Below are 16,939 nucleotides of genomic sequence, written 5' to 3'. Positions count from 1 at the left end.
GATGATGCGCGGGGTATCTCGGCGATGCTATCCGGTTCCGACGTTCCATCCGCGGACAACGAGAACGCTAACCCCCCTTCTGGGTACACCGTTATCCCACGCGCCGCGCTTTTCGCAGAGACGTCGGCCACGAAGCATCCAACAGCCATCTGCATCAGCCCAGCAATGATTTTGCCTTCGCGAGGTGCGCGGCGAACGCCTTAGTTCGACGCTTGCGACCAAACGTCTGCAGGGTCGCCGCATCAAGTTCAGCCTCCGAGGCATTCGGTAGACGCTTCTGCAGGAAGTGGTATCCGTTCGCAATCTCGCGGGGACTGATGTGCAGGAACTGCCGGGGGACGTCGCTCGAGTTCGGGCGGAACTCGGTCCACGTCGCGGCGTCGATCGCATCTGGCCACACGAACTTCGCCGAGTCGACCGTGAGGCCGGCCGCCTTGACCTGCGTCGCGATTCGCGCGGCACGGTTCGAGTGCAGTTTCTGCAGGCCGAATGAAGCGGCCACGAGTTGCGTGAGCCGGTCAAGGTGGATCGGTCCTTCTGCCTCTGCGATTTCGACCGCGACCGCGCGCACCTTCTGCTTCGCCGCTAGCTTGGGCAGGTCATCGAGTACGGTGACATCACCGACCGGGACCACCGTCCACGGGTCGAACGACGGCCGCGCGTTACCGACGAGCGTGAGCCCGGGCGACGGCTCACGGGTGAAGACCTCGGGGTCAGGTAGAACGGGCTCGGCGTCGGATTCGTTGACCGTGTTCCCGTCGGATTTGGTAGCAGCGACATCCTGCGCATCGGCATCTGTCATCGCCTCAGACAAAACCTGAAGACCTTGCACTGGAATCGGCGCCAGGCCCTCATCCGCCACATATGCTGCGAGTGCCTCGTGGCGAAGCTCATTTGCGGTCAGCAAGCCCTCGCCATCCTTGAAATACTCGAGCAGTCGCACGACGTAGTCATGCGCACGCCACGCATCGAGCGTCGAGAATGCATCGCCGTGTGCCCACGCGTTCCGCACGATCGTGAGTTCTCGCCCGAGCGTCCCCACGGTCTGTCGGTTGTCGTCGAATGGGTAGCCGAGCTTCCCGAGCCGGCGAGTGAACATCTTCAGCTGGCACTGCAGGTCGGTCGTGGCGTATTTCTTGGGGTGCTTGCCCTCGAGGTCATCGAGCTGGCTCAGCACCGCGGTCCAATCGAGGTTTCCGAGATCGACGGGAAGCCGATCACGAATGATCGGATCAAGCCGAAGCGCCAGATGGTCGAGGCCCTTCGTGACCGACAGCTTCGACTCGAACACCATCACTCGATCTCCTTGCAACTCAGCGCCGAGCCGAACTCGCAGCTGAGTAGCGACTCTCCGCCATGTTCCACGGGTCACTGATGCCCTGCAAGTTCCGACTCGCCGATACCCCCGTACTGGGGACATCAGGCGTCCGTGCGGTTCCTGCATAGAGAGTCTGGGGCGGCTGCTCGAAATCAGAATGGGCCAAGATGTAGCCATGGATGCCATCGCTGCGAGCAAGTTGCTGAACCTCGTGAAGCTTGGATCGCCAGTGGCTGAGTTCGACAGCGCACTCGCCAACTACTTCGTCGAAACCGATACGTTCAGTCAGCTCGTGAATGACGGCGGCGACACTGTTGCAGGCGACAAAGGCAGCGGGAAGACCGCGCTGTTTCGGATCCTGAAGGACCGATTCGCAGAATACGATGCCCTCGGCGATGTCGAGGTGATCGCGGCCTTCAACCCTGCAGGCACACCGAACTTTCAAAGACTGCTGGAAACAGGAGTACTCGACGAGAGCGAGTACATCGGTGTGTGGAAGACCTACGTCTTCACACTCGCGGGCAACTGGCTGCTCGACCTATATGAAACCGCTCGTCCGGGGAGCCTGGGCGATCTCGAAGATGTCTTGCAACGAACAGGGCTTCGTGTCCACGAGGGTTCGCCCAAGTCTCTCTTCGAGCGTCTGCTTGCCTTCTTTCGCCCGAAGACCGTGGAAACGACCGCCTCAGTAACCCCCGACGGGATTCCGATCTTCACCAGCAAGTTCACGTTCGAGTCGGCTGACCCTCCGGCCGAGGCCCCTGAGGGCTTCGTTCGACATGATGAAGCACTCGCGCTCCTTGAAAAGTGCCTGGAAGAGACGGGCTTCTCTCTCTGGCTCGTCTTCGATCGACTCGACGAAGCGTTCCAAGCTCACCCCGAGGTCGAGCGACCGGCGCTTCGGGCGCTCTTTCGCGCCTACCTGGACATGCAGGATCTCAGGCACGTTCGAATGAAGCTGTTTGTGAGACGAGATCTCTTCGCGCGAATCATCGACGGCGGGTTCGTTAATCTCACCCACATTAATTCCCGGCGAATCTCGATAACGTGGGAGGACGACGATCTCTACGTTCTGCTCTACCGGAGGCTCATCGAGTCGGAACCGTTCCTGGAAGCCGCCGGTCTTACTCGCGACAGTACGCCTGACGAGGTCTTCTCACTCGTCTTCCCGGCGAAGGTCGACCCGACTTCAAAGCGCCCGACGACCTGGAACTGGATCCTCACACGGATTCGCGACGGCAACGATGTCAAATCACCACGAAACCTCGTGGACCTCATCATCAAAGCTGTAGAGGCTCAGAAGCGTCGAGAGGCACAGAAGCCGCGAATCATCAGCGCAGGCGAGCCGCTGATCACCGGCGATGCACTCAAGCGGGCTCTCGCCGAGTTGAGTGAAGCGAGGGTCGAAGACACGCTGCTGGCAGAGGCAGGCGAGATCGCGGAGTACATCAAACGGTTCGCGAACGGCAAGGCAGAACAGAACGCAGAAAGTCTCGCCGTCCTATTGGGCAGCGACTCCGCAGAGTTGACTAAGCGCCTCATCACGTTGGGATTCCTCGAACCCTTTGGCAAGACATACAAGGTTCCACCGCTCTATCGCCAGGGGCTTAAAATCACGCAAGGCAAGGCCTTCCAGGCTGCGGTTCAGGACGCCACTCCCGAGACAGATGACGATGAAGATGACGACTAGGGGCGCACTCACCGTCCGCCCCGTGTCTAGAGAAAGTGAGTCGCCTCGGTCAGGTTTGATTCGGCCCGGGAACAATTCCGTCTGCTGATCAAGGACGGAACCGACGACTAACTGCACAACCGAGATGCAGTCAGCTGTGACGCCGACCCAACGAAGGTGAGCCGGCGCTGCGTGTGCGCACACTCGACGGCCCACCGAACTCGTCGAGGTAGTCCAGTTCGCGTCGTCAGCCACTCGACCCAGTCGTCGGGCACGAGAGTAAGCGTCGGGTAGTGCACGGGCGGAGCGACGATCGCGAAGCGACCGTCGGCTCGGGCCGCGAGGTCGTCACGGCGGCGCGCGACGCAGAGGCGCAGCAGGTACCAGTCTGCCAGGGGTGAATCCGAGCTGGGTGAACTCGACCGCCTGCTCAACCCAGCCGATCAGGGTCGCGAACCCGCCCGCGCCGATACGCTGAGCGGCGAAGACCATCACCGACGGACCGGGGAAACGGGGCGGGAAGTCGAGCATCGCGCGGCACCACTCGGCGCGGAGGGGTTCGGGCATCGCGTCCCACTCGGCCTGGCGCGCCAGGTATCGCGTCTTCGCTTCGGCATCGCTCGACCGGCTCGCGCCGGGGTTCGGGCGGCTCTCGTTCGACTTGCGCTGGGCCTCGAAGTACTCGTCAGCGGGCATGGTTCGCTCCTCTCGGTCGGAGGCGCGCGCCTCCGTCGACTTGCCCGAGGCGAGTGCCGCGGGCCGGTTCTACCCCTGGGGCACCCCGCTCGACGGAGGAGGGTTGTCGGGCAGCCGGCCAGGTACCGACAGCTGCCACTCGTGAACCTGGGATCAGGGTAGGGGGTGCCGCCGACAGCCGGGTTTCGAGACGTCGCTTCGCTCCTCCTCAACCCGCGTTTCGGGCTCTGACCCCCGTAGTGGGGCGGAAGATCTCCACTCCCGAGCAACGGCGCGGATGTCGCGGGCAACGCCAAGCTCGAGACATCCGTTTCGAACGGATTCCAGGCCTCGTTTGTCGCAGGCCGCTTCTAGCTTCAGATCCGCCACCCGCCGGGTGGACACAGCATTCGTTTCACTGAGAGGCCGGCTCATGTCTGATCCCACCATCCCTCCCCTTCCGAACCCGCCGCAGGGCCAGGCTGCGCAGCCGCCGAGCGCGCCGCCCGCGCCTCCGCTGAGCGCGCCGCCCGCGGCACCCGCCCCGCCGGCGCCTCCGCAGCCCTACGGCGGGGCACCCGCTCCGGCCGCTCCCGCCGACGCCCCCGAGGGCGAGAAGTCGTTCATCGCGACCTGGCTGCTCTCGTGGCTCGTCGGGCTCTGGGGCATCGACCGCTTCTACCTCGGCAAGGTCGGCACCGGCCTCGCCAAGCTGTTCACCCTCGGCGGCCTCGGTGTCTGGTGGCTCGTCGACCTGATCCTCGTGCTCACGGGCGCCCAGCGCGACAGCCGGGGCTTCCGCCTGCAGGGCTACCAGCAGCACAAGAAGATCGCCTGGATCGTCACGTGCGCCGTCATCGCTCTCGGCCTGATCATCAACGTCATCACCGGTGGGGTCAGCGCGGCCAACGTCGCCTCGCGAGACGCCGACAATCCCGCGGCGGTCGCCGAGGCATCCGAGGATGTCGCGGCCGACGCCGAACCTCAGGAAGCCGAGCCTGCGCCGGAACCCGAACCCGTCATGGTCGCGGTGCCCGGCGGACTCGTCGGCATGCCCGCCGCCGATGCCGAGAGCGCGCTCAAGGCCCTCGGCCTCGTCGTGGTCTACGACGGAGAGGCCACCGCGAAGGTGCTCTCGGTCAGCCCGACCGCGAGCGAGGTCGAGGCCGGCAGCACGATCACGCTCACCGTCGAGCAGCCGCCTGCCATGACCATGGGGCAGCAGCAGGCGGTCGGCAAGGCCGAGTCGTACCTCGAATTCATGGCGTTCTCGCGCACTGGCCTCATCGAGCAGCTCGAGTACGAAGGCTTCTCGAACGCCGACGCGACGTTCGCCGTCGACCACATCGCCCCCGACTGGAACGCGCAGGCCGCGGCGAAAGCCAAGAGCTACCTCGACACCATGTCGTTCTCGCGCGAAGGGCTGATCGAGCAGCTCGTCTACGAAGGTTTCACGCAGGAGCAGGCCGAGCACGGCGCGAGCGCGAACGGATACTGAGGTCGATCAGCGTTCGTCGGACTGAGCCGACTGCACGGTTCGTTCGGGTGCGGATACCTCATGACGTGGCATCCGCACCCGGATCGTCGACATCTGGCGGGCCCGTGAACCGGACCCCTACCCCCGTTTTGGGGGTTCGCCGATCGCGCTGCGAAATCCGCGAGATCTCGCCGATCTCGGGACGACGGTCGCCCTCATCCGTCGGCTGACCCAGGGGCTGTCGGGCAGGATTGTCGCATGAGCGACGAAGCAACCATGGCGGTCATCAAGACCGACGACGGTGTCCTCTTTCTCGGGTCTGAGAAAGCCCTGTCCGTCTTCGACAGCCAGGCGCAGTTGGGTGCCCGGAGGATGACGAGCGCGACGCTGGCGAGCGCGGGAAAGGCACTTGGTGCCGTCGATCAGATCCAGGCGGCGAGCGGACGCTGGGTGAAGCTCACCTCGGAGTCGGCGGCATACCTCAACAAGGCCGGGATATCCGACGTGGCCTCCGGAGTCGTTCGCGCCAAGAACGGCCAGATCCTCAAGCACCTCAAGTTCGAGCGCGCCGCTCTCTTCACGCCAGCCGCTCCGGCCGCCCTCACTGCGATGGCCACTCAGGCTGCGTTGGAGGCCGCGCTCGATGACATCAAGGAGTACCTTGCAGTCATCGACGCCAAGCTCGATCGGCTGCTGAAGCAGCGCAAGATCGAGACCCTCGGTCAGCTCGGCGGGGTCACGTTGGCCATCGACGAGGCGGACAGCATCTACCGGGAGACCGGCGTCGTCTCCTCCGTCACGTGGTCGAAGGTCCAGGGCAACTCCTTGGCGCTGCAGACCATGCAGGCGGAAGCCATCGCGCAGCTGAGTGCGCTCGCCGAGGATGTTCGGGAGCGTGTCGGCGACACTGACAACTCGGCGAAGGCGCTCGAGGTCGCTCAGAAGGACGCGCCGTTCTGGCTCGGCGTTCTCGCTCGCACGCTGGCGCTCCAGGACCGCCAGTACGTGCTCGAACTCGCTCGCGTCGCCGATGACGAGCCGAGCCAGCTCGAGACGCACCGTCAGGGCATCAAGGTGGCGCGCGCCGATCGGACTGCGCGCATCATTCAGAGTCTCGAAGCGATCGGCGCCTCGGTGCGGAAGAGCTCCGAGCTGACGAACTTCGCCCGAGTGGCCAACCCGTTCAGCTCGCAGGCCGTGACCAGCCACGCCAATCAGGTGAACCAGAGCGTCAAGGAATTCGCGGAGCACGCCGACCTGCAGCTCGTGGGTATCGATCAGCTCGATCAAACGCGATGGGGCCACGCGGCGAAGGCGCTGCTGGGCGATGCGGCCTCACGCGTCGGCTCGACGAGTGCGGATGTCGCGAATCGGGCCAAGGCGCTGGGCGACCAGATCCAGGAGCGGCGGGAAGATGCCCTCCTGGCGAAGGCCGAGAAGGTGAAGGATAAGCGCGGCACGAAGTCGGACCTTCCCGCTGTCGTCGCGGACCCCGCGTCTGCCGCGACAGACGCCTGATCGTCCGGGAGAAGACGTGACGCGGCCGAAGGACGATGTGACCGAAGCGATTCTCGACGTCATCGACGACGCGGGTTCGATCGCGCTGCAGGATCTGTACCTCGAAGTGGCCGAGCGGCTCTCGCTCTCAGGGTCGGAGCTCACTGAGCGGACGTCGAACGGGATGTTCGCCTATCAGGATCAGATCAGCTGGATCCTAACAGGGCTCACTCAAGACGGCACGCTGTACCGACCGGATCGGGCGATGTACGCCAGACTCGAGGGTCCTCGAATCCGAGTTCGCGATCTGACCGATCGTCGGGCCGTCGACGATTCGCTTCACGAGTTCGACCAGATCGGGCGGGAGGCGTTCCTCGAGAAGTACGGCTTCGGCGAGGCGCGCGAGTACTTCGTCGTGACCGACCAGGGCCGATACGACTCGAAGGCGATCTTCGCGGCGGCGTGGTTGCGTGAGCACGGGTCGAGCCTCACGCCGGCGCACTTCAGCGGCGGGCGCCACGGCGCGGGCGGCCGGCTGGTCGAGCTCGGCTACACGGTCGAAGGCGATGATCGCCGCCCGCTCGAAACGACACGCGTGCGCTCGACGAGATCGACCGTGACGGTTCGCCCAGCAGAGACGTGCCCCACGTGTGGACTCGTCCTCCCGGCGAGCAAGATCTGCGACTTCTGCTGATCCGACTACTGAATTCGAAGTTGCGCCTACAGTTGCTCGAACACGACCTGATACTCCGCTGTCCGATCGACGGCCCCGGGCAACGACGCCAGCACGGCCAGCGAGACGGTGAGTCGAGACGCTCGAACCCAGGCGACTTCACCGGCCTTCACGCGGACCGAATCGACGGGGACCTCGATCGCGGCGATCACGTCGTAGGTCTCGGCTTCGAAGACGACGAAAGTCGCTACGTCGAATCCCCATGAGCGGAACACTGAGAACTGGACTGGCTTCGTCCGAGCTGCGGCAGCGACCACCCGCGACTTCACCTGGATGAGTCGACCGTCGCGATCTCTGAGATCCCAACTCTTCTCGCTGTTCGGAGCGAGAGTTCCGGCGTAGACCGTGGCCGATAGGCTCTCAGCGAGATCGCCGGCGGGCGCGTTGAGCGTACGGATCACCCCGCGACGCAGGAGCTCGCGGAGGATCGCCGAGTAGGTGCCGAGCAGGGTACGCAGGCTGAGCGCAGCGAGGTCAGGCTGTGGGGCTTCCGTCACGGCAGGACTCAGTGCTGCAGCACGGCCCACGCGAGCAGGCTGTCGATACGGCGGATGTCGGCGCCCTTCGTGAGCTTGACCTTGATGCGGCCGGCGCGGGTCCAGAGTTCGACCTCGGCGTCGCGGTCGAGCAGGCCGCCGGCGTTCTCGGTCGACCACATGTTGATCGAGCTGTACGGCAGCGAGTAGATCTCGACCTTCTTGCCCGTGATGCCCTGCGCGTCGCGCACGATGAGTCGTTTCGTGGTGAACGTCGCCGAATCGCGGAACGTCTTGAACGAGGCGACCGCCTGCTCGCCCTCGACGAGCAGCGAGTTCACGTCGGCGGGAATCGGGATCTCGTTCTGCAGCGTCCACGCGAGCATGGGTGCGGTCTCTGCCATGAGCGGCCTCTCTGTCGTCGGGTCATCGCGCCACCGGGGCGCACCTGGTTCGGAGCCTAGCGGCGCTCGGCCCGCTTTCAGCTGTCGATCTGGCGGTCGATGAATGCAGCCATGCCGGGGACGGTGAACGAGACGACGCCGTACTCGGGTGCGTAGACCAGGCCCTTCGCGATGAGGGCTGCTCGGGTGGGACCGAGACTCTTCTGCTTCCTGCCGAGCCTGGTCGCGACTGCACCCGACGAGCTGCCCTGATCCCCGTCGTGCGCCATCGCACGCAGGTACTGCTGCTCGGCCGGGGTGGCTCGGTCCCAACGGGCACGGAAGGCGCACCTCCAGTGATCTCGGAGAATCTACCGATGTCTAACCCTGTCTAGTGAATTCCTAGACTTGGCCAGACTCTTGTAGATCGCTCCGATTCATGGGCCTCCGTGCAGGTCGACTGGGTTTCGAGACGTCGCTTCGCTCCTCCTCAACCCGCTGTACCCGACGGCACGATGTTTTGATTCAGGTGGAACGCGTTCTCCGGGTCGTACGCGTCCTTGACAGTGGTCAACCGCGCGAGGTGTTCAGGCGCGTACGCTCGCCGCACTCCCGCCGACCCCTCGTCGCTGAGCGCGTTGACATACGCCCCACTCGCGAACGGCTCCATCGCAGTGGCATACCGACGCGCGCCCGCGACCCGCGCCTCATCGTCAGCCGAGTCGACCCACTTCGACGCGCACACGAACTCGAAAGCGGTGTCACGCCGCGAGAACGCCGTCTCGCCAGGGGCGATGTCGGCAATCGCCCCACCATACGCCTGCAAACTCACATTCGGCAGATCAGCACCATTACGCGCGAGCACCGCATCGATGACGTCGTCGCTCAACTCGTCGAAGTAGTGGCCCTTCCAGTAGCGGCGCCACTCGTGCGCCTCGACGTCGTCTTCGCGGGTCTGCAGCTCGAGGTACGTCATCGGCACGATCACCCGCTCGAAGCCGGCGTCGACCTCGGCGAGACTCGTCGCGAGCGCGGCGGCCGCGGCCTCGGCGTCGACCGGGTCGCCGACCCAGACGAAGCCGAGCGACAGCGTTCCGTCGGAGATGGTCGCGTTGTAGGTCGCGCGCCGGTCGGCTCGGGTGCTCTCGTCGCGCCAGCGACGCATCGCCGCGGCGCCGGATGCCACGGGGTAGAGGTACTCGACCGAGAGCACGTCTCCGGGCTCGGGGTGCAGCACCAGCTCGAACTCGGTCACGACGCCGAAGTTGCCGCCGCCCCCGCGCAGCGCCCAGAACAGGTCGGGGTGATGGTCGCGATCGACCCGCAGAATCTCGCTGTCAGCGGTCACGAGCTCGAACGAGACGATGTTGTCGCACGTGAGTCCGTGCTGCCGGGCGAGCCAGCCCATGCCGCCGCCGAGCGCGAGTCCGCCGATGCCGGTGTGCGACACGTTGCCCGCGGTCGTCGCGAGGCCGTGCACCTGGACGGCACGGTCGAGTGCGCCGAGCAGCGCACCACCTTGTACGCGAGCTCGTCGCGCCGAGGCATCCACCTCGACCGACCCCATCGGCCGCAGGTCGATCATGAGCCCGCCGTCGGGCACGGCGTGGCCGACGATGCTGTGCCCGCCGCAGCGCACGCCGATCTCGAGGTCGTTCGCCCGCGCGAAGCGGATCGCCTCGGCGACCTCCTCGACGCTCGAACAGGCGACGATGTACCGGGGTCTGCGGTCGACCATCGCGTTCCACACGCGCCGCGCGTCGTCGTAGCCGTCGTCACCTGGTTCGAGCGTCTGCATGCGATCTCCCCCGCCTGTCTCGGGGCCGAGGATGCCTCGGACGGGCGCCGGCGTCAAGAGCGAGGTCTGCGCCGAAGGGCTGGTCGGACGGCCGATCGCGGGCTACGGTGGGCCGCAGGGAGGGCACCATGTCATTCGATGAGCACGTCGACCCGGCGTCTGAGGTCGACCTCGCGATTCAGCGGGCGCTCGAAGCGGCGAGCCTGCGCGCCGGGGATTCGCTCGGCGGCACGACCGCCACGGTGGTCGAGGATTGGGAGCCGTCGTCGGTCGAAGCCGGCGATGTCGGTGATGGGGGCGACGGGGACTGAGCCGACGGGCTCGGGTGGGTTTCGAGACGCTCCTTCGTCGCTCCTCAACCCGCTCACTCGACCGGCGGGGCGGTGGTCTCGATACGGCGCTGCGCGCCTACTCGACCGACCTCCGGAAGGTGCTTCTTCGTCACGAGATACGACCCGAGCAGCACGAGCACGAAGCCGACGATCGTCCACACGGTGACGCGCTCGCCCAGCACGACGACACCGGCGATGATCGCGACGGCCGGGTTCACGTAGGTGATCGTGGTCGCCTTGACCGGGCCGATCTCGGCGATGAGGCCGACCATGAGCAAGAAGGCGAGCGCGCTGCAGACGACGGCGAGCACGATCACCGAGACGATGACGGGCGGCGACGGCCAAGCTGTCGGCACGCCGCCGGTCGCGAGCACGAACGGCACGTACATGACGGCGGTCGCCGCGAGCGAGACGGCGACGATGCCGATGCCGGGCAGGTCGGGCATCCAGCGCGCGAGAATTGCCGGGCCGAGCGCGTAGCCGACGACGACCACGGCCATTTGGGCGACCGCGAACAGGTCCGACCCGGCGACATCCAAGCCGACCAGCGCGGCGACGCCGAGCATGCCGAGTGCGATGCCGATCCAGTTCGTGCCCGAGAGGCGCGCCGGCCGCCCCATGAGAAAGGCGATGGCGACGCCCGCGAGCGGCACCGCGGCGAGCAGCAGCCCGGCGGTCGAGCTCGGCAGCGTCTGCTCGGCCGAGCTCAGGAAGTACCACGGCAGCACGATCTCGACGAGGGTGTACGCGAGCATCGGCTTCCACCGACGCAGCACCGGCCCGACCTCGTGGCGGAAGAGCGCGAGCGGCAGCAGCAGAATGGCCGCGAGCCCCGAGCGGGCGAGCACCACCATGGCCGGGTCGAGTTCTGACACGGCGACCTTGATGAACAGATATGGGATGCCCCACGCGATTCCGAGCGCGATGAAGAGAAACAGCCCACGACGAGTCACTTGAACATTCTGCCGCCGACCACCGACATCGCGGCCGCGCTCGACGGCCGAACTGGCGCGAGATCGCGCCAACTTCTGAGGTCGCAAACGACGACGGCGTTGATGCAGTCAGACGGCCGCGTGTCAGTCGCTCACTCGAGACTGGGCCCATGGAACCTGCTTCGATCGACCGCGTAGAGGTACGGCGAAGGATCGCCCTCTGCGCTCCAGACCAGCCGCTGCAAGTATCGGCGCAGACCGCCGCATACGAGGCCCTCCTCGCAGCGCAGGAGTCGGGGGCGCCGGGGGCCGTGCTCGCCGGGATGCTCGGCGCGTACGCGGAGGAGTGGGAGGCGATGGAAGCAGAGCTCGCGAGGGCAGAATCGGCGCTCGCCGAGCCCGACGAGCAGCCGACAGCAGGCGACTGAACCCCCGGGTCCACTCTTCGCTGAGAATCGCGTGATCGACGGTGTCTCGCACCGGTCGCATTTCACACGTGAACGGGGGTCACGGCGCCACGCGGTGACCCAATACCGTCGGAATCCAAGCATCGCTCGATCCGGCGACGCGACCATCGAGGCGAATGGAGGGCAACACCGTGAGTTCGACGCACCACCGGTTCGCCCTCTCGGTGCGGCCTCGCCCCCGCCGCCGCGGGTGGGCGATCGTCGGCCTGCTCGCGGTGCTCGCCGCCCTCCCGCTCGGAGCGCTCGCTGCCTGGACGTCGGCGATGTCGACACTGATGCACTGACCATCCCGAGTCGTCCGTCAGCCGTCGCGATCGCGATGACGCGCGCGCTCGACGGCGCGCACGTACGAGGCGGTGGCGGGATGTGCGGTCTCGACACGCTCCGTCGTCGCTACACGACCGACGGGGTCACGAGACCGCCGACATCGCCCCGCGCCCGGAGCCGTGGTGCCGCGATGCATCGATGTCGCGCCGTGCCAAGAAGAGGGCCTCGCTCGCGAGGAGCGCGGCGCGACGGGCCATGGTCACCACTTGCGCCTGGTGATCGTGGTCGGTCACCGAGACCGTCACCGCGGGGCTGCCGAGGTACTGCCCGAGGTCCATGCGAATGCGCTCGGACTCGGCCAGCGCCCTCATCGCCTCGGCGCCGATGCGACCCGGGTTGCGGGCGATGGCATCGCGAGCGACCTCGAGCTCTCGGTCGGCGGCGTGGATCGCCGGACTCACGTGATCGACGGGCGCAACCGGAATCATCGCGCGCTCACGAGCCGCCGCCATCGCCGCTTCGAGCGCCGCATGGGCCGCACGCATTCGGCTCAGGTGGGCGAACGGGTCGGTGTTGACGCCCGGCGGGAGGCCCGCGAGGGCGGCCTGCAGCCCGTCGATCGCGGTCGCGACGGCGCGGGAACGGGGCGCTTCGAGCGCCACGGCGACGTGTCGACGAGACTCCTCGACGATCGCGGCCAAGGCCGACTCGGCCCGCAGCGCCTCGACCTCGAAGGTCTCGACCTCGTCGAGCATCGCGGCGACGCGTCGCACTGATTCGGCGGATGCCTCGAGCGCGACCTGCGCGTGATCGCGCGCTCCCGCGTCGCGACGTCGCTCGGCCACGCGCAGGCTGTGCTCCGTGAAGGCGAGCAGTCGCTCGGCTTCGGCGGCATCGGCCTCGACCGTGACGAGTGCCTCCCTCGCGTAGCGGGCAGCGAGGGAGTCGATGGTCTCGCGGACGACCGGCACCCGCGAGTGAAGACGCTCGATCTCGGCGCGCAGGCCGGCGATGAACTCGGGTTCGCGCCGCGCCCGGGCGATCCGCTCGGTGATCACGGCGAGCTGCTCGTCGATCAGGCGCTCGGCCGATTCGCACAGCTGCACGATGCGCTCGTGTCGAGCGCGCACCTCGTCGACTGTGCCGGGCGTCGCATCGTGATTGAGCCGGTTCAGAACGAACGCGGTGCTGAGCTGGCGGCGCGCGTCGGCGAGTGCTTCGCTCAGCGGCCGGATCGCACCGGCGCCCAGCACGGCCTCGGCGAAGCCGAGCTCCTCGGCGGCGACACGGATGCGCTCGTCCGCGTGGAACAGCGCGGCCCCGGCCCGCTTCGCCGAGTCGGCGTCGTGTGCCTCGAGTTGGTGCGCGCCGAGTCGGCGCCTGAACCGGAACCCGGCCATGCTCCGATCCTACGATCGGCGCGTGGAGCCCGCTACGGCCTGTCAGCCGGGTACGGGCAGCACGTGGTCAGTCGAATATCCCGTCGAGGATGCTGCCGATCACGAGGCCTCCGAGGATTCCGCCCATCACGTCGGAGCCACTGCTGCCGCGGCGGCCGCCACCCCAGCCCTGGTCGCCCCACTGGCCGGGGCCGCCCTGCGGGCGGGACGAGTCGATGTCGCGCTGCGCGAGGTGCAGCGCCTCGGCCGCGAGGTGGGCGACGCGGCGGGCCATCGTCATCACGTGCTCGCGGTGGTCATCGGCGATGACGGTGACGGTCGCGGCCGGCATGCCGAGGAAGTGGTCGAGCTCGAGCCGGATGCGCTCGGCCTCGGCGAGTCGGGTGCGGGCGTCGGCGCCGATCCAGCCGCGGTGGCCGGCGATCACGTCGCGCGCGACCGCGAGCTGCCGGTCGGCGTCGTCGATCGAGTGGTGCACGTGCTCGAGCGACGGAATCGGGCGCGCCGCACGCTCGCGGGCCGCTGCTATTGCCGCGTCGAGGCCGGCGTTCGCGTCGCGCAGGCGGGTCAGCTGTGCGAACGGATCGGTGTTGACACCGGCCCCGGGAAGGGCGGCGAGCGCAGCCTGCAGGTTCGCGATCGCGGCGGAGACGCCGGGCGACGCGGGCTCCTTGACCGCGACCGCGAGGTCGCCGCGCGAGTCTTCGACGATCGCGGCGAGGGTCGACTCGGCGCGCAGCGCCTCGATCTCGAAGGTCTCGACCGCGTCGAGCAGCGCCCCGGCGCGGCGTGCCGACTCGGTCGCGGCCTCGACCGCGAGGTTCGCCTGCTCGCGCTGACCGGCCTCGCGTCGTCGTTCGGCCACCGCGGCGCCGTGCTCGGCGAAGGCGAGCAGCTGCTCGGCCTCGGCGGGGTTCACCTCGATCTGCGCGAGCGCCTCGGACGAATACCGTGCGGCGAGCCGCTCGATGGTGTCGCGCGTCTGGGGAATGCGGGCACGCAGCTGCGCGGCATCCGCCCGAACACCGGCGATGATCTCGGGAGCCCGCCGCGCCCGCGCGATCTTGTCGGCGAGCGCGGCGGTGCGCTCGTCGAGCAGGTCTTCGGCCCACTCGCACAGCTGCACGATGCGCGCGTTGCGCATGCGCAGCTCTTCGGCGGTGTCGGGCACCTCGTCGTAGTTCAGCTGGTTCAGCCGGAACGCCTCGCCCAGGTGCTCACGCACCGCGGCGAGCGCGGCGCTCAGGTCGGCGGTCGCCTCGTGGCCGAGCTCGGCGTCGGCGAAGGCGAGCTCGTCGGCGGTCACGCGAATGCGCTCGTCGGCGGCGACGAGCGCGCTGCCCGCCCGCTTCGCCAAGACGGCGTCTTGCGCCTGCAGCTCCTGCTCGTCGCGCTTTCGCTTGCCCCAGAATCCGGCCATGCGGTTGATCTTACGGGCGCCGCTTGAAGGCGGCTGAGGGGTTCGTGGGGGCGGGCGGATGCCTCGGGCCGATCTCTCGGCGGCGGTGATGGAGGCGGCTACAGCAGCGGCACCCGCCGCTCGAGCTCGTCGAGCACGTAGGCCTGCGTCGCCCGCGCGCGGAGCAGCCGGAACGGCGCCGAACCGGTCACATCGTCCGCCGTCCACCCGCGGAGTCCGCGCGCCTGCGACTTCGCGTCGTAGACGGCGATCGCCGTGTCGAGCTCGTCGGCGGGCACCTCGCCGGCCACTCCCTCGACGTACACCGCGATCGCCTCGCCGACGGCGACCGTCGAGTCGAAGACCGCGAGCGCGACCTCGGGGCGGGCCGCGATGTTCTGCGAGTGGCGGGTCTCGGGGCGGGAGACCCAGAAGAACTCGCGCAGGTCGTGCTCGGCGAACCAGACCGGCGTCGCCCACGGCGTGCCCGCGGCGTCGGCGGTGGCGATCGTCAGGTACGAGGCGGCGTCGATGACGCGGCGGGCGGCGGCGAGCGGGGCGGAGTTCACGTCGGCGGTGGAGGGCATGTTCATGGGTAGCAGCTTCTGGGGTTGGCCGTAAGGGGATGTTGCTCGGGCGTGGTCTCGATACGGCGCTGCGCGCCTACTCGACCGACGGAGTCGCCACTCGACCGACGGGGTTACGCGAAGACCGGCTCCGGCGCGGCATCCGCGCTCTCGAGATCAGTCGGCTCCGCGGCATCCAGGGGGTTCGCGATCTCGTCGCGGCTCATGCGGGCCGCGACGATCGCGACGACGCCGATCACGAGCGGCGCGATGCCGGCGATGAGGAAGACGACGGGCAGTCCGACGAGCTCGCCCGCGGGGCCGGCGATCGCCATCGACACGGGCATGAACGCGAGCGAGACGAAGAAGTCGAGGCTCGAGACGCGTCCGAGCATCTCCTGCGGAACCCGGCGCTGCAGCAGGGTTCCCCAGATCACGACGCCGCCGTTGAACGCGGCGCCGACGGCGAACGCGGCGAGCGCCATCACCCACAGCTGGTCGGTCAGGCCGAACACGGCGAGCGGGATGCACCCGAGCCCCCACAGCAGCACGATCGCGGTCAGGTACCGGCGCGGCAGCTTCAGGGATGCCACGACCATCGACCCGACCGCACCGCCGACGCCGAACGCGGCGAGCACGAGGGCGTGGCCCTCGGGGCCGGCGCCCGCGACATCCTTGATGACGAACGGCACCAGCACCTCGAACGGCCCCATGATGAGCAGGATCAGCAGCGACGCGAACGACAGGGTGCCCAGCAGCCACGGCGTGCGCATCATGTACGCGAATCCGTCGCGCACGTCGACGAGCAGGGCGACGGCCGGATGCCGCGTTCCGCCCGTCGGTTCGCGGCGCAGGGGCTGATCGGGCACGCGTCGCAGGCACACCGCCGCGACCACCCCGGTGAGCGCGGCGACCGCGAGCGCCGCGCCGGGCGACGACACCGCGATGAGGGCGCTCGCGAGCGCCGGCCCGCCGGCCTGCATGAGCACCGGGCGGGCCATGCCCTCGAAGCCGTTGGCGGCGAGCAGCTCGTCCTCGGCGACGACGCTCGGCAGCAGCGCCGAGTACGCCGGGTAGTAGAGGCCCGCCATCACGCCGCCGACGAAGGCGACGACGGCGAGGTGCCAAACGTCGAGCGCTCCGGCGAGCGCGAGCAGGGCGACCGCCCCGACGCTCGCGGCCCGCACGACCTCGACCGTGATGAGGATGCGCCGCTGCGGGATGCGGTCGGCGAGCGCGCCGCCGAGGAGCGTGGTCAGCAGCATCCCGATCGCCGACGCACCGGCGACGAGCGACAGTTCGGCCGCTCCCCCGCCGATCGCGACGATCTGCCAGACGAGGGCGACCATCCAGATGCCCGCGCCGACCATCGACGCGACGAGTGCGGCGGCGAGCCACCGGTAGGCGGGGTTGCGCAGGGGCCGGAGTGCCCGAGGTGCGGTCATGATCGTGCTCCTTGCCGTTCGATTTCCGTTTCGGATGCGTCGTGAAGCGGTGGTGCATCAGGTGCTTCTACTCATGCGTCGAACGGGGACACGTCAGATCGACAT

General features: G+C 67.9%; 18 protein-coding genes and 1 riboswitch. Of the genes, 7 read left to right on the top strand and 11 right to left on the bottom strand.

Annotated features, from left to right (window positions below):
• Positions 1–154 precede the first annotated feature (154 nt).
• Positions 155–1,294 (bottom strand): DUF3320 domain-containing protein, encoded by a 1,140-nt coding sequence (locus tag AC3RJ6_RS09055; protein ID WP_491427155.1) that lies wholly within the window; start codon positions 1,292–1,294, stop codon positions 155–157.
• Between the two features lie 199 nt (positions 1,295–1,493).
• Between AC3RJ6_RS09055 and AC3RJ6_RS09050 the strand changes: the two genes are divergently transcribed.
• A complete protein-coding gene (locus AC3RJ6_RS09050) occupies positions 1,494–3,008 on the top strand; it encodes a P-loop ATPase, Sll1717 family (protein ID WP_491426697.1) in 1,515 nt (504 codons plus the stop codon).
• 327 nt (positions 3,009–3,335) lie between these two features.
• On the opposite strand, the gene AC3RJ6_RS09045 is transcribed toward AC3RJ6_RS09050, so the two are convergent.
• The gene (locus tag AC3RJ6_RS09045) at positions 3,336–3,683 is read right to left on the bottom strand and encodes a hypothetical protein (protein WP_491426696.1); all 348 of its coding nucleotides are present in this window, start codon (positions 3,681–3,683) and stop codon (positions 3,336–3,338) included.
• Between the two features lie 31 nt (positions 3,684–3,714).
• Positions 3,715–3,830: riboswitch (SAM riboswitch) on the bottom strand.
• Positions 3,831–4,095: 265 nt separating this feature from the next.
• On the opposite strand from AC3RJ6_RS09045, the gene AC3RJ6_RS09040 reads away from it, so the two are divergent.
• The 3 genes from AC3RJ6_RS09040 (at position 4,096) to AC3RJ6_RS09030 (ending at position 7,330) form a co-directional block, all read left to right on the top strand.
• Positions 4,096–5,160, top strand: a complete 1,065-nt coding sequence (locus AC3RJ6_RS09040) for an Ltp family lipoprotein (RefSeq protein ID WP_491426695.1) — start codon at positions 4,096–4,098, stop codon at positions 5,158–5,160.
• A 237-nt stretch (positions 5,161–5,397) separates the two neighbouring features.
• On the top strand, positions 5,398–6,657 hold the full coding sequence (locus AC3RJ6_RS09035; RefSeq protein ID WP_491426694.1) for a hypothetical protein: 1,260 nt from the start codon (positions 5,398–5,400) through the stop codon (positions 6,655–6,657).
• Positions 6,658–6,694: 37 nt separating this feature from the next.
• The gene (locus AC3RJ6_RS09030; protein ID WP_491426693.1) at positions 6,695–7,330 is read left to right on the top strand and encodes a ScoMcrA-related endonuclease; all 636 of its coding nucleotides are present in this window, start codon (positions 6,695–6,697) and stop codon (positions 7,328–7,330) included.
• A 26-nt stretch (positions 7,331–7,356) separates the two neighbouring features.
• On the opposite strand, the gene AC3RJ6_RS09025 is transcribed toward AC3RJ6_RS09030, so the two are convergent.
• From AC3RJ6_RS09025 to AC3RJ6_RS09010, 4 genes are all read right to left on the bottom strand, one after another.
• The gene (locus AC3RJ6_RS09025) at positions 7,357–7,896 is read right to left on the bottom strand and encodes a hypothetical protein (protein ID WP_491426691.1); all 540 of its coding nucleotides are present in this window, start codon (positions 7,894–7,896) and stop codon (positions 7,357–7,359) included.
• Positions 7,875–8,249: a PH domain-containing protein gene (locus AC3RJ6_RS09020; protein ID WP_491426690.1), complete on the bottom strand. Its 375-nt coding sequence runs from the start codon at positions 8,247–8,249 to the stop codon at positions 7,875–7,877. Before AC3RJ6_RS09020 ends, AC3RJ6_RS09025 begins: the two co-directional genes overlap by 22 nt.
• A 77-nt stretch (positions 8,250–8,326) precedes the next feature.
• Positions 8,327–8,599 carry a DUF8462 domain-containing protein gene (locus AC3RJ6_RS09015; protein WP_491427154.1) on the bottom strand — a complete coding sequence of 91 codons (273 nt, stop codon included), beginning with the start codon at positions 8,597–8,599 and terminating at the stop codon, positions 8,327–8,329.
• 119 nt (positions 8,600–8,718) lie between these two features.
• Complete coding sequence (locus tag AC3RJ6_RS09010; RefSeq protein ID WP_491426689.1) at positions 8,719–10,026, bottom strand: FAD-binding oxidoreductase; 1,308 nt, start codon at positions 10,024–10,026, stop codon at positions 8,719–8,721.
• A gap of 128 nt (positions 10,027–10,154) precedes the next feature.
• Here AC3RJ6_RS09010 and AC3RJ6_RS09005 point away from each other — a divergent pair, with 128 nt between their 5' ends.
• On the top strand, positions 10,155–10,337 hold the full coding sequence (locus tag AC3RJ6_RS09005) for a hypothetical protein (protein ID WP_491426687.1): 183 nt from the start codon (positions 10,155–10,157) through the stop codon (positions 10,335–10,337).
• Between the two features lie 53 nt (positions 10,338–10,390).
• Here the strand turns inward: AC3RJ6_RS09005 and AC3RJ6_RS09000 are convergent, their stop codons facing one another.
• A complete protein-coding gene (locus AC3RJ6_RS09000; protein WP_491426685.1) occupies positions 10,391–11,311 on the bottom strand; it encodes a DMT family transporter in 921 nt (306 codons plus the stop codon).
• A gap of 149 nt (positions 11,312–11,460) precedes the next feature.
• Here AC3RJ6_RS09000 and AC3RJ6_RS08995 point away from each other — a divergent pair, with 149 nt between their 5' ends.
• Together AC3RJ6_RS08995 and AC3RJ6_RS08990 are read left to right on the top strand one after the other, a co-directional pair.
• The gene (locus tag AC3RJ6_RS08995) at positions 11,461–11,718 is read left to right on the top strand and encodes a hypothetical protein (RefSeq protein ID WP_491426684.1); all 258 of its coding nucleotides are present in this window, start codon (positions 11,461–11,463) and stop codon (positions 11,716–11,718) included.
• Positions 11,719–11,888: 170 nt separating this feature from the next.
• Positions 11,889–12,041 (top strand): hypothetical protein, encoded by a 153-nt coding sequence (locus AC3RJ6_RS08990; RefSeq protein WP_491426682.1) that lies wholly within the window; start codon positions 11,889–11,891, stop codon positions 12,039–12,041.
• Positions 12,042–12,167: 126 nt separating this feature from the next.
• On the opposite strand, the gene AC3RJ6_RS08985 is transcribed toward AC3RJ6_RS08990, so the two are convergent.
• From AC3RJ6_RS08985 to AC3RJ6_RS08970, 4 genes are all read right to left on the bottom strand, one after another.
• Positions 12,168–13,424 carry a hypothetical protein gene (locus tag AC3RJ6_RS08985; protein ID WP_491426681.1) on the bottom strand — a complete coding sequence of 419 codons (1,257 nt, stop codon included), beginning with the start codon at positions 13,422–13,424 and terminating at the stop codon, positions 12,168–12,170.
• A gap of 67 nt (positions 13,425–13,491) precedes the next feature.
• On the bottom strand, positions 13,492–14,844 hold the full coding sequence (locus AC3RJ6_RS08980) for a hypothetical protein (protein WP_491426680.1): 1,353 nt from the start codon (positions 14,842–14,844) through the stop codon (positions 13,492–13,494).
• 98 nt (positions 14,845–14,942) lie between these two features.
• Entirely contained in the window at positions 14,943–15,416 is a 474-nt protein-coding gene (locus AC3RJ6_RS08975; protein ID WP_491426679.1) for a pyridoxamine 5'-phosphate oxidase family protein, read from the bottom strand.
• A gap of 107 nt (positions 15,417–15,523) precedes the next feature.
• Positions 15,524–16,870 carry an MFS transporter gene (locus tag AC3RJ6_RS08970; RefSeq protein ID WP_491427153.1) on the bottom strand — a complete coding sequence of 449 codons (1,347 nt, stop codon included), beginning with the start codon at positions 16,868–16,870 and terminating at the stop codon, positions 15,524–15,526.
• Between the last annotated feature and the right edge of the window lie 69 nt (positions 16,871–16,939).

The sequence above is a fragment of the Agromyces cucurbitae genome (assembly GCF_058349945.1).
This window is presented reverse-complemented; position numbering and strand designations above follow the sequence as displayed.

What these genes read in the sequence shown, in the direction of transcription:
- AC3RJ6_RS09045 (WP_491426696.1), bottom strand. Translation starts at nt 3,683, where the DNA reads ATGCCCGCTGACGAGTACTTCGAGGCCCAGCGCAAGTCGAACGAGAGC.
- AC3RJ6_RS09050 (WP_491426697.1), top strand. Translation starts at nt 1,494, where the DNA reads ATGGATGCCATCGCTGCGAGCAAGTTGCTGAACCTCGTGAAGCTTGGA.
- AC3RJ6_RS08980 (WP_491426680.1), bottom strand. Translation starts at nt 14,844, where the DNA reads ATGGCCGGATTCTGGGGCAAGCGAAAGCGCGACGAGCAGGAGCTGCAG.
- AC3RJ6_RS09055 (WP_491427155.1), bottom strand. Translation starts at nt 1,294, where the DNA reads ATGGTGTTCGAGTCGAAGCTGTCGGTCACGAAGGGCCTCGACCATCTG.
- AC3RJ6_RS08995 (WP_491426684.1), top strand. Translation starts at nt 11,461, where the DNA reads ATGGAACCTGCTTCGATCGACCGCGTAGAGGTACGGCGAAGGATCGCC.
- AC3RJ6_RS09040 (WP_491426695.1), top strand. Translation starts at nt 4,096, where the DNA reads ATGTCTGATCCCACCATCCCTCCCCTTCCGAACCCGCCGCAGGGCCAG.
- AC3RJ6_RS08985 (WP_491426681.1), bottom strand. Translation starts at nt 13,424, where the DNA reads ATGGCCGGGTTCCGGTTCAGGCGCCGACTCGGCGCGCACCAACTCGAG.
- AC3RJ6_RS09035 (WP_491426694.1), top strand. Translation starts at nt 5,398, where the DNA reads ATGAGCGACGAAGCAACCATGGCGGTCATCAAGACCGACGACGGTGTC.
- AC3RJ6_RS09020 (WP_491426690.1), bottom strand. Translation starts at nt 8,249, where the DNA reads ATGGCAGAGACCGCACCCATGCTCGCGTGGACGCTGCAGAACGAGATC.
- AC3RJ6_RS09005 (WP_491426687.1), top strand. Translation starts at nt 10,155, where the DNA reads ATGTCATTCGATGAGCACGTCGACCCGGCGTCTGAGGTCGACCTCGCG.
- AC3RJ6_RS09010 (WP_491426689.1), bottom strand. Translation starts at nt 10,026, where the DNA reads ATGCAGACGCTCGAACCAGGTGACGACGGCTACGACGACGCGCGGCGC.
- AC3RJ6_RS08975 (WP_491426679.1), bottom strand. Translation starts at nt 15,416, where the DNA reads ATGAACATGCCCTCCACCGCCGACGTGAACTCCGCCCCGCTCGCCGCC.